We start from the raw sequence: 12,161 nt of genomic DNA, 5'->3' as shown, positions 1-12,161 counted from the left end.
CCCGCTCCAGCCCCGGGGCCGCCCGCTCCACCAGCCGGTCGACGAGCATCCGGGCGGGCGCCCGCCCGCCGGTCCACACGTCCAGGCCGGGTCCGTCGATCCCGTACCGGGCGGCCAGCCGGTGGGCGGCGCGCAGCACCCGCTCGGGCGGTTCGGGCGGCGGTACGCCGGCGTCGACCTCTTCGAGCAGGGCCGACGCGAGGCCGCGTACCAGGAGGGCCGTCAGGACGACGGTGTCGAGGTCGGCGTTGACGTCGGCGATGCGGATCTCCAGCGTCGGTACGTGCTCGGAGGGGCGGGCGTGCCAGTAGACCATGCGGCGGTCGAGCAGCACCCCGGCGGCGACCAGGCCGTCGACGTACTCCAGGTACTGGGGCTCGTCGAGCAGGGGCGGCGGCCCCACGGTCGGCCAGTCGGAGTAGGCGACCGAGCGCCAGCTGTCGAGGCCGGTGTCGCGGCCACAGACGAAGGGGGAGTTTCCGGTGATCGACTGGAGCGCCGGCAGCCAGGGCCGCATCTGGTTCGCCAGCGCGAGGGCCCGGCCCCGGTCGAGGCAGCCGACGTGGACGTGGCAGCCGCAGACCAGGCGGTAGGGCCCCAGGAGCCCGGGGAACCGGCTCGCCATCAGGCGGTAGCGGGGGTTGTCGGTGATCGTGAGCGGCTCCTGCGGCGGGACGACGGGACTCCCCGAGGCCACCGCCAGGCAGCGGGCCCGCGCGGCGGCCTCCGCGACGGAGCACCGCAGCCGCACCAGCTGCCGGCGCAGGTCATCGCGGTCGGCGGCGGGCAGGGTGCAGACCTCCACCTGGGTGTCGTAGAACTCGGCCTGGACCTGATCGCCCAGCTCCGCCGCGAGCTCTCCGATCACCTCCGGAGCCCGGTTCACCGGCGCCCTGCTGTCGCGGTCGACGAGGTGGAACTCCTCCTCCACCCCCATGGTCAGAACGTCCATCGGGTCCTCCTTGCCGAGTGCCCGGCACCTACCCGTCGGCCGTGCCGCCATGCGGGGCGCGGTCACCGAGGCCCGTCCGCGGCGTCGCGGAGCCCCGCGGCCGTGAGCACCTTCCACGTCCATCATGCGCGGTACCGCGACCCCGGGCCCGGGGTCGCGGTACCGCCGTCATCCGGCCCGCTCCGCCGCCGCGAAGGGACTGCGGTCGAGGTGGGCGAGCAGGTCGGCCGGGTGCCGGTACACCGCGCGGGCGCCGGCCTCCTCCAGGTCGGTGCGCGGGATGCCGCCGCACAGCAGGCCGACGCAGGAGACGCCGGCCCGGGTGCCGGCCCGCATGTCCCACACCGTGTCGCCGACGAGGACGGAGCCGCGTGCGGGCGCGTCCGCGAGGCCGAGCGCGTGGTGCACCGGGTCGGGTGCGGGCTTGCCCTTGTCGACGTCGTCGGAACTGGCCGTGGCGGTGATGGCGTCGTCGGCGTCGACGGCCCGCCGCAGGGCGTCCAGCTCGGCGTCCTTGGCGGAGGTCACGAGCACCACCCGCCAGCCGCGCCGGTCCAGTTCGCGCAGCAGGCGGGCCGCCGAGCCGAAGGGGGGCAGGCGGTCGAACCAGGTCGCGTAGAGGGTCTCGTGCGCGGCGGACAGCCGCTCGTCCTCGGCGGTGTCGCGGTCCTCGCCGAGCAGGTGAGCGAGCAGGTCCTCGCCGGGGAGGCCGACCGCGCGGTGGACGTCGTGCATGGCGACCTCGTGTCCCGCCTGCCGCAGTGCCTCCCACCAGCAGGTGACGTGCAGGTGGTTGGTGTCGACGAGGGTGCCGTCGACGTCGAACAGTGCGGCCCGGTTCATGCGTGCCTCCCGGGGGGTCGGGGTTCAGTAGCCCAGTTCGCGTTCGAGTTCGGCCTTGTCCATGGAGGAACGGCCGTGCAGGTTGCGGCGCTTGGCCTCCGCGTAGAGCTGGTCGTACGTGGGGCCCCGCGACCCGCTGTGGGAGTGCAGCCCGCCGCGCCGGGAGGAGGAGATGTCGTCGAGCGAGCTCTTGCTGGCGGTCTTGGACTCGCCCGCGCGGGCGCGTTCCTTGTTCACGGTGCGCGCCGCGATCTCCTTGGCCCGCTCGGGGCTCTCGCCGCGTTCCTCGGCGCTCTCCTTGATGTGTTCGTACTGCCGTTCACGCTTGGGACTGGAACCTCGGGGCATGGTGACTCCTCTGCCGGGACGGGACCGACACGGTGAACCCGCTGCGCGGCCGTGTCGGGATGCGGTGGAGCGGGATCCGCAGGTCCTGCTCGGGGACGTCGGTGTCCAGGCCGGCCAGGGCGGAGGCGAACTCCGCGAGCAGGCCGACGGTGATGTCCTCGCCGGGGCAGCGGTGGCCGGTGCGGGCGTCGCCGCCGCCCTGGGGGATGAGTGCTCCGGGGCCGGGCTCGCGGCCGAGGAAGCGCAGCGGGTCGAAGCGGTAGGGGTCGGGCCACAGGGCGGGGTCGTGGTGGTGGCCGTACACGTCGAGGAGGACCAGGGTGCCCTCGGGGACGGCCTGGCCGCCGAAGCGCAGGTCGCGGGCGGCGAGACCGCCGACGAAGGGCACGAAGGGGTAGAAGCGCCGCACCTCGTGGGCGAAGGCCCTGGCGTACGCGCCGTCGTCCGCCCGCAGGGCGTCGGCGAGCCGGGGCCTGCGGTGCAGGGCGTGCGCGGCGAAGGCCGCGAACCAGGCGACGGCGACGCAGGGGCGGATGACGTTGAGCAGTTCCACGGCCGCAGTGCGGGCGTCGAGGAGCCGGCCGTCGGCGTCGCGGTGCCGGGCGACCGTCTCCAGCGCGGTGTGCCCGCCGCCCGGGGGGAGGGCCTGGTGGAGGCGGGTCACTCCGCCGCGCAGCTCCTCCACGGTGCGCGCGAGGGATTCCTCCTGGCGGGCCCGGGCCCGGCGGGCCCGCCAGTGGCGCGGTCCGGGGGTCGCGAAGCCGTCGACCATGGCCACGCAGTCCTCGGCGATCTCGCGGGCGGCGTCCTCGGGTACGGCGAGGCCGGTCCAGTCGCAGACGGCCCGGGCGAGAACGGTGGCGGCCTCGTCGAACAGGACGGCGCCCCGGCCCTGCCATCCGTCGACGGCGGCCGTCCAGTGCCGGCGTACGAGTGCGGTGAGCTCGTCCACGGAGCCGTCCCGCATCAGCAGGGAAACGAACAGGGCCTTGCGGACCCGGTGCCGCTCGCCGTCCAGGGTGTGGACGGCGCCCCGTCCGAAGAGGGTGTCGAGCACGGGTCCGGGGAGGGCGCCGTCCCGGAGCACGTGCCGCTCGTCGTAGAAGAACTCCACGGCGGCCGGTCCGTGCAGCAGGAGGGCGGGCCGGCCCATCAGCCGGGTCCGGACGGCGGGCGGGTCGCCGTGGCGGCGCCGCAGGTCGGGGGCCCAGGCGTAGCCTTGGACCAGCAGGGGGACCGTGCTGTCGATCAGTGGGGACATGCCGCGCGCCTACCCGGCGCGCCCCGCGGCACTCCTCGTGTCCCGGGGGTTTCGAGACGGCCGGACGGGTTAGGCGGGGGCCATGCCCGACCGTGACACCGTGCGGGTGGAACCAGGGAGGCGCCCCGTGGCCGTTCGTACCTCCTCCGCCCTCGGGGGCATCGCCCCGCCGGAGGGCCTGACCGCTCCCGCCCCGGCCGAGGGCGTGCTGCCGAAGGACCACACCCAGGCGATCCTGGAGACGACCAAGCGGGTGGCGGCCCTCCTGAAGCGTTCGGGGCCGCCCTTCGCCCTCGCCGGCAGCGTGGCCGCCTTCGCCCACGGCCTGCCGGCCCGCTTCCAGCACGACACCGACTTCTGCGTGCGCCCCGAGGACGCCGACCAGGCGATCAAGGCCCTGGAGGACGGTGGCATCGACATGCGCCGGGCCCCCGAGGACTGGCTGGTCAAGGGCCGCTCGGGCGGGGAGGAGATCGACCTGATCTTCGAACTGGCCCGGCGTCCGGTCGGCACGGAGCTGCTGGAGCGGGCGAGCGTCAAGGCGGTGGACTCGGTGTGGATGCCGGTCCTCTCCCCCACCGACCTGATGGACAGCCGCCTCGCCGCGCTGTGCGAGCACTACTGCGACTTCGGCGACCTGCTGCCCATGGCCCGCATGCTGCGCGAGCAGATCGACTGGGCCCGGCTGGAGCGCGACCACCGGGCGCTGCCGCTGCCCGACGCGTTCTTCCACCTGCTCGAACGGCTCCGCGTAATCGAACGCGCGGACGTGACGGGAGCGGAATGACGGGAGCGGAAGTGACGGGAGAAGGAATGACGGGAGAAGGAACATGAGCTCCACCGGCATCATCGAGTACCGCATCGAGCACCTGCGCGAGCGGCTGGCCCGCGAGGAACTGGCCGAGCTGGGTGTCCGGGTCGAGCTGCACGGCGCCCGCGCCGTGCTCCGCGGCTGCGTCGGCGACGAGGAGCGCAAGGCGGCCATCCTGCGGATCGCCGGCGAGGAGCTGGCGGGCCACGACTGGTACGGGGACATCACCCTGAGCCGGGCCCAGCCCCCCGACCACGCCGAGGAGCTGTCGTGATCCGCGTCGCCGCCGTCGGGGACATCCACCTCGGCCCGGGCAGCGCCGGGGTGCTGCGGCCCGCCTTCGACACCCTGGGCAACTGCGCCGACCTGCTGCTCCTCGCCGGCGACCTGACCCGGCACGGCACCCCGGAGGAGGCACGGGTGGTGGCCGCCGAGGCCGCCGGGCTGCCGGTGCCCGTGGTCGCGGTGCTCGGCAACCACGACTACCAGAGCGACCGTCAGGAGGCCGTCGCGGACGAGCTGCGCGCGGCGGGCCTGTACGTGCTGGAGGGCGACGGCGTCCTCCTCGACGTCGACGGCACCCCCGTGGGGATCGCCGGGACCAAGGGCTTCTGCGGCGGGTTCGCCGGCCGCGCCGGCAGCGAGTTCGGCGAACCCGAGATGAAGTCCTTCATCCGCTACACGCGCGACAGCGCGGAGGCCCTCGGGCGGGCCCTGCGCGAACTGCGCGAGGCCGGCAGCGCGCTGCGCATCGCGCTCACCCACTACTCCCCCGTGCCGGACACCCTGGCGGGCGAGCCCCGGGAGATCTACCCCTTCCTCGGCAGCTACCTCCTCGCGGAGGCGATGGACGAGGAGGGCGCCGACCTCGCCGTCCACGGCCACGCCCACCTCGGCACCGAGCACGGAATGACGGCGGGCGGGGTCCAGGTCCGCAACGTGGCCATGCCCGTCATCGGGCAGGCGTTCTCGGTGTACCACCTCTCCCCCGACGGCGCCGCGGCGCACGGGGCCTCCACCACCCCCCAGGAGGCACGCGCATGAACTCCCCCGACCGCGCCGCCCGCCGCGTGGCGGTGGACCCCGGGCGGGCCGGTGCTCGTCGAGGGCCCCGTGGAGGTCGTCCTCGACGACGGCACCGTCGTCCGCTCCGACCGGTTCACCGTCGCCGTGTGCACCTGCCGCCGCAGCCGCACCTATCCGTGGTGCGACACCAGCCACCGGCCCCGCCGCCGCGAAGCGGCGCCCGGGGACGGCGGGGCGCCGTGCACGGGCCCGCCCGACCGAGAGGAACCGTCATGAACAGCCGCCCCGCCGCCGACGGCCCGGCCCCCGACCGCCCGGCCCCCGAGCTGCTGGGCGTCTACCTCAACGACCACCTCACCGGGGCGAGCGCCGGCACCGAACTGCTGCGCCGCGCCGCCCGGGCCCACCGCGGCACGGCCCCTCGGGCCGCCGCTGGCGGCGCTGGCCCAGGAGGTCGCCGAGGACCGGGAGAGCCTGCGCGCCCTCATGGCCGGCCTCGGCGTCCCCGAGTCACGGGGCCGCGCGGCCCTCGGCCGGCTCGCCGAGAAGGCCGGCCGGCTCAAGCTGAACGGGCACCTGTTCACCCGCTCGCCGCTCAGCGACGTCCTGGAGCTGGAGGCGATGCGCCTGGGCGTGGAGGGCAAGGCCTGCATGTGGCGGGCGCTCCAGGCGCTGGCGGACGGCGGCGTCCGGGTCGACGGGGCCCGCCTGCACGCGCTGCTGAGGCGGGCCGAGCGGCAGATCCGGATCCTGGAGACCCTGCGAGCGGAACGCTCCGCGCAGGTGTTCGCCCCCGACGTGGCGCGGACCACGGCCGCCCGCCGCCGCAGCGCCGCGCGTTCGCCGGGGCACCACGCGGGGAGGCGCACGGCGTGACGTACGTGAGCCCCGGCAAGGGGTACGAGCGCGACAGCCGCTACATCGCGACCCGGATCACCGCCGACGGGCGCGAGGGCTTCCCCGTGCGGCCGGGGCGCTACCGCCTCGTCGTCAGCCGGGCCTGTCCGTGGGCGAGCCGGGCCGTGGTCGTACGGCGGCTGCTCGGTCTGGAGCAGGCGCTGCCGATGGCCGTGGCCGGCCCGGTCCACGACGACGACAGCTGGACCTTCGACCTCGATCCGGGCGGCCGGGACCCGGTGCTCGGCATCGAGCGCCTCAAGGAGGCCTACCTCGCGCGGGAGCCCGGCTACGACCGCGGCATCACGGTCCCCGCGATCGTCGACGTCCCGACCGGCGCGGTGGTCACGAACGACTTCCCGCGGATCACGATCGACATGTCGCTGGAGTGGGCGCCCCACCACCGCCCGGGCGCGCCCGAGCTGTACCCGGCCGCGCTGCGGCCGGAGATCGACGCGGTGAACGAGGTGGTCTACCGGGACGTGAACAACGGCGTCTACCGGGCCGGGTTCGCCGGCTCCCAGGAGGCCTACGAAGAGGCGTACGAGCGGCTGTTCGCCCGGCTCGACTGGCTGGGCGACCGGCTCGCCCGCTCCCGTTACCTGGTCGGTGACACCATCACGGAGGCCGACGTACGGCTGTTCACCACGCTCGTCCGCTTCGACGCCGTGTACCACGGGCACTTCAAGTGCAACCGGAACAAGCTCGCGGAGATGCCGGTGCTGTGGGGGTACGCGCGGGACCTGTTCCAGACGCCCGGCTTCGGCGACACCGTCGACTTCGACCACATCAAGCGGCACTACCACCTGGTGCACACCGACATCAATCCCACCGGCATCGTGCCGGCCGGGCCCGAGCCGGAGACCTGGCTCGCCCCGCACGACCGGGCCGGCCTCGGCGGCCGGCCCTTCGGCGACGGCACCCCGCCGGGGCCGCCGTCCGCCGCGGAGCGGGTGCCGGCGGGCCACAACCCCCTCGCGGGCGCGGGCCCGCCGTAGCGGCCCGCCGGTCACCGGCTCACGACGGCGGTCACCGGCTCACCACGGCGGCGGTCACCGCTTCACGACGGCCCGGACGTTCTCGATGCTGCCGCAGTCCGACTCCAGCTGCCGCTCGCGCTCCTTCAGGAACGCGGCGCCCAACTCGGCCCTGCGCTCGTCCGGGACGTTCTCGCGGGCGCCGTTGAGGATGGTCCGCTCCTCCTCGTCCAGGTGGTGGGAGACGGCCCGGACCAGGTCCTCCAGCTTGGAGTCCCACTCCTCGGAGCCGACCTCGTCCACCTCCAGCAGGGCGAGGAGCGCCTCGTTGCCCTCCTCGTGCTCCTCCACGCCGTGCTCGACCTCTTCGTCGTCGACGTTCCGGAAGCGCTTGAGCGCGCCGTAGACCTCCGACTCCTCCGCCTCGCCGTGGGCGATGAGCAGCGCGGAGAACTCCCGCAGCGCTCCCGCGCGGTCGTCCTCGACGCTGCGCATCCTGCGGAACAGCTCCTCCATGGTCCGGTGGTCCTCCAGGATCACCGCGACGACGTCCTGTTCCCTGCGGTCCGCGGACTCGGGCATGGCTCTACCTCCTCGATCGGGGTCCGTCGGTCGTCTGGCGCGTGCTCGCTCGCGGCCGGTTGAAACCCGCCCCTGCGGCCGGCGGCCCCCGGCCGCCCGCCGGTCAGGCCGGGTGACCGGCCTCCACGTCGCGGACGGCGCCGAAGCGCAGCGGCCCGGGCGGCTCCGCGGGCACGGCGCCGGGCCCGGCCGGGGAGAGCACGAAGCCGACGTGGTCGCCGCCGGCCTCGACGACCTGCTCGACGCGGCCGGTGAACCAGACGCGTACGTCCGACAGCACCGGGCTGCCGTCCAGCCCGGGCCGCCAGGCGGTGCGGGCGAACTTGTCCACGTCGTCGCCCGTCCGCCCGCCGAAGAGCTCCGCCAGGGCCTTCTGGTCCCGGCCCAGTACGTGCACGGTGAGGTGGCGGGCCGCCCGGGCGACGCCGTAGGTGTGGTTGGCGGTCGACAGCCACACCACGAAGCGCGGCGGGTCGATCGAACAGTGCGAGGCGAAACCGACCAGGCAGCCGGCCCGCCGCCCGCCCGCGGCGGCCGTGACGACGTACATCGTGCCGTCCACCGCCTCGGCGAGGTCGCCGAGGTCAGGGTCGGGCTGCTGGTCCGGTTGCGGCACTGCGGCTCCTTTGCTGCCGGGCCGCGGCGGGGCGCCGCGGAGACCCTTCCCATCGTCGGCCACCGCACCGCGGAAGCGGGTGCTTGGGCGCCGCGTGTCCGGGCCAGGCGGGGGTGGTACGCGCGAACCGGATCGAGCACGAGGAGGTGGATTCGGTGCGCATCGCCTTTCTGACCGCGCTCGAAGGGGTCGAGGAAGTGGAACTGACCGCGCCGTGGAAGGCCGTCGAGGGGGCCGGCTGGAACCCCCAGCTGGTCTCGACGGAGGCCGGACAGGTCCAGGCGTTCGACCACCTCGACCGGGCCGGCCGTTTCACCGTCGACCACGTCCTCGCCGGGGACACCGCCGACGCCTTCGACGCGCTGGTCCTGCCGGGCGGGGTCTTTCTATCCCGACGCCCTGCGGACGGACGCGCGGGCCGTCGGCTTCACCAGGAGCTTCTTCACCCAGGGGAAGCCGGTCGCCGCGATCTGCCACGCCCCGTGGACCCTGGTCGAGGCCGACGTCGTGCGGGGCCGGACCCTGACCTCGTGGCCGAGCCTGGCCACCGACATCCGCAACGCCGGCGGCACCTGGGTGGACGAGCCGGTACGGGTCTGCCGGGCGGCGCGGTCGACGCTGGTCACCAGCCGCAAGCCGGACGACCTGGACGTCTTCTGCGCCGCCGTGCTCCGTGAGTTCGACCGGGCGGTGCAGGCCTGAGGTCCGGCCCGGTGTCACCCGGACGGCGGTGGCGACGCCCGGGGGCCCGCCGTCTCCGGCAGGCCCCCGGGCCCTGCTCTGCGGTGTCCTACCACCGGTACCAGCGCCCGCCGCTGCCGCGGGCGACGAAGCCCACGAGCCAGAGCACCAGCACCGCGAGGGCGATCCACCAGAGCAGCTTCACGGCGAAGCCGGCGCCGAACAGCAGCAGAATCAGCAGCAGGACCAGAAGGAGCGGAACCATGACCCACCTCCAGAGCAGGACGACCGGAACGGGACGCCCGAGGACCGGGCGCCCGCAGGGAGCGCATGCCCCCGGTCTCCCGCTCCATGCGCGGGTCCGGTCCGCCGCAGGAGAGGTGAGTAAGCCGTGACGCATCCGACCCCGCCACCGCCCGAGAGGCCCGAACCGGTCCCGTCCGGCCCCGATCCGGTCCCCCGCGACCCGCGGCCGCAGGACCCCCCGGACCGCCCGTCCGGCCCCCCGTCCGACCCCCCGGACGGCAACCCCGAGGAGCCGGTGCCGGAACCGCCCGACTGACCGCGCGGACCGGCTATCCCTCCATCACCAGGACGGCGTCCCGGCACGCGTAGCCGATCGTCGGGGAGGACACCTCCAGGGTCCACGTCCCCGGTTCGGCCCGCAGCTCCGCGCGGAAGCGTCCGTCGCCGGCGGGCCGCATCGGCTCGGCGGCGACGCACCGGCCGTCCTCCGCGAGGCGCCGGACGCGGAGGTCCATGGCGCGGTCCGCGTGCGTGGCCCACACCTCGATCGGCTGCCCCGCGAGGGCCACGTCCGGGAGTTCGATGCCGATGTCGTGGTCCGAGGCGAGGAACCGGGGGCGTTCGACGCCGTTGCAGATGTGGCGCAGCTGGTACTGCACGGGTACGGCGTCCAGGAGCGAGGCGTGCCGGTGCGGGAACCACATGGTCGTCGCCGTGGTGCGGTGCTCCGGAGGGGTGGCGGACAGCTGCGGGACGGTGCCGTCCCCCAGCCACGGGCCGCCTTCGCCGGGCAGGCCGTCGTGGAACATGGGGCGGCCCGCGGTGTCGAACGAGACGCCGTGCGCGGTGCGGTGGGTGGCGCCTCCCAGCGGGACGAGGTCGTAGCCGGCGGCCCCGCCCGCCTCGTTCGCCCTGTTCGCCCTGGCGGCCTTCTGCATCTCGCGGTGGAACCTGAAGGCGTCCACGACCATCGCGGTCGAGAGCCCGGCGACCGGCGGTACCTCGCCGAGCCGGGCCGGGTAGCCGTCGTCGGTCACGACCGCCCGGTAGACCGGGAGCAACTGGTGCAGGGACGGGTACGTCGAGCAGACCTCGGCGATCGCCTCCCGCCACGCCCCCGGCAGGGGTCCGAGCCCTTCGCCCAGCAGGAACCGGAGCGCCTTCACGCTGCCCAGGTAGGGCGTGCCGAGGGAGGCGACCGCGCGCGTCACTCCGTGGCCGCCGAGCACCTCCACGTAGTGCCGTACGACCAGACCGCCCATGGAGCGGCAGACGAAGACCACCTTGGCGTCCCGCCCGCCCGGGAACCGCTCCGGGTCCGCGCCGGTCCGCCACCGTTCGAGGCGCTCGCCGACGAACCGTTCGAGTTTCATGGCGGAGTTGACGTTGCTGAGCCGCCAGTCGTACGGGAACACGGCCAGCCGCTCGCGCTCGATGCCGAGCCGCCCGGCCAGTCCGCCGTAGCCGAGGTGCGCCACGAGGCCGGGCAGGACGCGCTGGGTCCGGATCGGGCCGCCCAGGGACAGGGCGTGCCGCGGCTCCGGGTCCTCGTCCCCGATCCCCTGCTGCAGCCGCAGCCGCTCCAGCGTCGTCCCCGGCCGGAAGAGCCCGGCGGCGGCGCGCGGGCCGAGGTTCCAGACGTCCGCGCCTTCCCAGGTCAACGCGGTGCCCATGATGCCCGGTACGACAACGACGAGGTCGTCCTTCACGGCAGCTGCTCCTCGGGGAAGGGGGTGGGTGGGGTGGGTGGACGGAACCCGGCGGTGTCCGCCGCGGTGACCGGAACGCCGAGCCGGATCAGGTTCTGCGGGGTCAGCAGCAGCTGGTCGCAGCGGAGGGCGGCCTGCGGGCCGCCCCGTACCAGGAGGGTGATGCCCGCGTCGCCGAAGGTGGAGGCCAGTTGGGAGACGTCGTAGCCGCGGGGTTCGACGTCGGGGAGCGCCCGTTCGGCGACGACGTCCCACAGGTGGAGGCGGCCGGAGGTGTTCCGCCAGCCGACCAGCAGCGGCCGGTGGGCCGGGCCGGCCAGCGCGAGGCCGTCGAGGGGGGCGTCGCCGGGTGGCGGCGGCAGGGTGGTGCCGGTGCCGAAGAGCCAGCCCTCGCACTCGGCGATCTCCACCTCGTTGCCGGACGCGATGGCCACCAGCGGGACCGTCCGGCGCCCCTTGCGCAGGACCCCGGTGGCGACCGCGTGGATCAGGACGGAGTCCACCGGGAAGGGTCTGGCCCCCGCGGCGTCGAGGTCCCAGACGCGCACGGCGTCGCCGCCCCACGCGGAGAGCCAGGACCGCCCCTGAGGCGTCCCGGCCACGGCGAGGCGTTGCACCGCGCCCGAGGCGCCCATCGGCCGGGTGGTCCCGCGGGTCCAGCCCGTGCCGGGCGCGGGGGCGCGTTCCCAGCAGGCCACGCCCTGGCCGGAGGGCCAGAACAGTTCGAGGCGCCGTCCGGCGGCCGCGTGCAGGGCGACGGACGGTACGGGGACGTCGCGGGCGCCCGCGAGGTGGAGTTCGTCGGTGGCCTCGGTGTCCAGGCCGGGGCCGAGGGTCCACACGCGGGCGGTCCGGCGGCCGACGGCCGCCACCGTCCACCGCTCCCCGTCCGGCACGGCGGCGAGGGCGGTGACCGGGTCGCCGTGGGACAGCAGCGGGCCGACGAGCCGGGGGCCGGCCGGGGTGTGCAGGCTCACGAGGACGTCACCGTCCTCGGACCTGCACAGCAGGAACTCCCCCGCCGCTCCGGTGGCGACCACGGCCCGCGGGTGGGCGCGGGGGTCGCCGCCCCGGGGCCCCCGCCGGGCCGTCGACGCGGCCCGGCCGGCGGGCACCGCCCGGTCATCGGGGACGGCCCGGTCATCGGGGACGGCCCGCTCATCGGGCGAGTGCGGCTCCCAGACCCGGACGCGGGTCTCGTCGGCCACGGCC

General features: G+C 75.2%; 14 protein-coding genes and 2 pseudogenes. 7 read left to right on the top strand and 9 right to left on the bottom strand.

The features are described from left to right. The 4 genes from SSNG_RS30180 to SSNG_RS30165 all read right to left on the bottom strand — a co-directional run. Positions 1–952: YbdK family carboxylate-amine ligase (locus tag SSNG_RS30180; RefSeq protein ID WP_050779777.1), on the bottom strand; the 952-nt coding region annotated here is incomplete at its 3' end. A 168-nt stretch (positions 953–1,120) separates the two neighbouring features. Then, positions 1,121–1,795 (bottom strand): HAD family hydrolase, encoded by a 675-nt coding sequence (locus tag SSNG_RS30175; protein ID WP_007267735.1) that lies wholly within the window; start codon positions 1,793–1,795, stop codon positions 1,121–1,123. A 24-nt stretch (positions 1,796–1,819) separates the two neighbouring features. Beyond that, positions 1,820–2,143: a hypothetical protein gene (locus SSNG_RS30170; protein WP_007267734.1), complete on the bottom strand. Its 324-nt coding sequence runs from the start codon at positions 2,141–2,143 to the stop codon at positions 1,820–1,822. Further along, positions 2,115–3,404, bottom strand: coding sequence for a cytochrome P450 (locus SSNG_RS30165; RefSeq protein WP_007267733.1), 1,290 nt, complete (start codon positions 3,402–3,404; stop codon positions 2,115–2,117). Before SSNG_RS30165 ends, SSNG_RS30170 begins: the two co-directional genes overlap by 29 nt. Positions 3,405–3,531: 127 nt before the next feature. Here SSNG_RS30165 and SSNG_RS30160 point away from each other — a divergent pair, with 127 nt between their 5' ends. The 6 genes from SSNG_RS30160 to SSNG_RS30135 all read left to right on the top strand — a co-directional run bounded on the left by SSNG_RS30160 (position 3,532) and on the right by SSNG_RS30135 (position 7,136). Next, positions 3,532–4,191: a nucleotidyltransferase family protein gene (locus SSNG_RS30160; protein ID WP_241695150.1), complete on the top strand. Its 660-nt coding sequence runs from the start codon at positions 3,532–3,534 to the stop codon at positions 4,189–4,191. A gap of 43 nt (positions 4,192–4,234) precedes the next feature. Then, the gene (locus SSNG_RS30155; RefSeq protein WP_007267731.1) at positions 4,235–4,489 is read left to right on the top strand and encodes a hypothetical protein; all 255 of its coding nucleotides are present in this window, start codon (positions 4,235–4,237) and stop codon (positions 4,487–4,489) included. Further along, the gene (locus tag SSNG_RS30150; protein WP_007267730.1) at positions 4,486–5,259 is read left to right on the top strand and encodes a metallophosphoesterase; all 774 of its coding nucleotides are present in this window, start codon (positions 4,486–4,488) and stop codon (positions 5,257–5,259) included. The genes SSNG_RS30155 and SSNG_RS30150 overlap by 4 nt, the downstream gene beginning before the upstream one ends. A gap of 51 nt (positions 5,260–5,310) precedes the next feature. Further along, positions 5,311–5,517, top strand: coding sequence for a CDGSH iron-sulfur domain-containing protein (locus SSNG_RS30145; RefSeq protein WP_007267729.1), 207 nt, complete (start codon positions 5,311–5,313; stop codon positions 5,515–5,517). A 210-nt stretch (positions 5,518–5,727) separates the two neighbouring features. Next, on the top strand, positions 5,728–6,117 hold the full coding sequence (locus SSNG_RS43090; protein WP_007267728.1) for a hypothetical protein: 390 nt from the start codon (positions 5,728–5,730) through the stop codon (positions 6,115–6,117). Positions 6,118–6,122: 5 nt separating this feature from the next. Next, the gene (locus SSNG_RS30135) at positions 6,123–7,136 is read left to right on the top strand and encodes a glutathione S-transferase C-terminal domain-containing protein (protein ID WP_042804360.1); all 1,014 of its coding nucleotides are present in this window, start codon (positions 6,123–6,125) and stop codon (positions 7,134–7,136) included. A gap of 54 nt (positions 7,137–7,190) precedes the next feature. Here SSNG_RS30135 and SSNG_RS30130 read toward each other — a convergent pair whose 3' ends face one another. Further along, positions 7,191–7,697, bottom strand: coding sequence for a hemerythrin domain-containing protein (locus SSNG_RS30130; protein WP_007267726.1), 507 nt, complete (start codon positions 7,695–7,697; stop codon positions 7,191–7,193). A gap of 103 nt (positions 7,698–7,800) precedes the next feature. Beyond that, positions 7,801–8,247 carry a flavin reductase family protein gene (locus tag SSNG_RS30125; RefSeq protein WP_128637573.1) on the bottom strand — a complete coding sequence of 149 codons (447 nt, stop codon included), beginning with the start codon at positions 8,245–8,247 and terminating at the stop codon, positions 7,801–7,803. Between the two features lie 221 nt (positions 8,248–8,468). Here SSNG_RS30125 and SSNG_RS30120 point away from each other — a divergent pair. After that, positions 8,469–9,015, top strand: a pseudogene (locus SSNG_RS30120) (type 1 glutamine amidotransferase domain-containing protein). Positions 9,016–9,103: 88 nt separating this feature from the next. Here SSNG_RS30120 and SSNG_RS30115 read toward each other — a convergent pair. The 3 genes and pseudogenes from SSNG_RS30115 to SSNG_RS30105 all read right to left on the bottom strand — a co-directional run. Continuing rightward, positions 9,104–9,259, bottom strand: coding sequence for a hypothetical protein (locus SSNG_RS30115; protein WP_042802301.1), 156 nt, complete (start codon positions 9,257–9,259; stop codon positions 9,104–9,106). A gap of 310 nt (positions 9,260–9,569) precedes the next feature. Then, complete coding sequence (locus tag SSNG_RS30110) at positions 9,570–10,949, bottom strand: hypothetical protein (protein WP_007267722.1); 1,380 nt, start codon at positions 10,947–10,949, stop codon at positions 9,570–9,572. Then, positions 10,946–12,161: pseudogene (locus tag SSNG_RS30105) on the bottom strand (hypothetical protein); the annotation flags it as partial. The gene SSNG_RS30110 and the pseudogene SSNG_RS30105, both read right to left, overlap by 4 nt.

Origin of the sequence: Streptomyces sp. C (assembly GCF_000158895.1) — a bacterium.
GTDB lineage: Bacteria > Actinomycetota > Actinomycetes > Streptomycetales > Streptomycetaceae > Streptomyces > Streptomyces racemochromogenes.
This window is presented reverse-complemented; position numbering and strand designations above follow the sequence as displayed.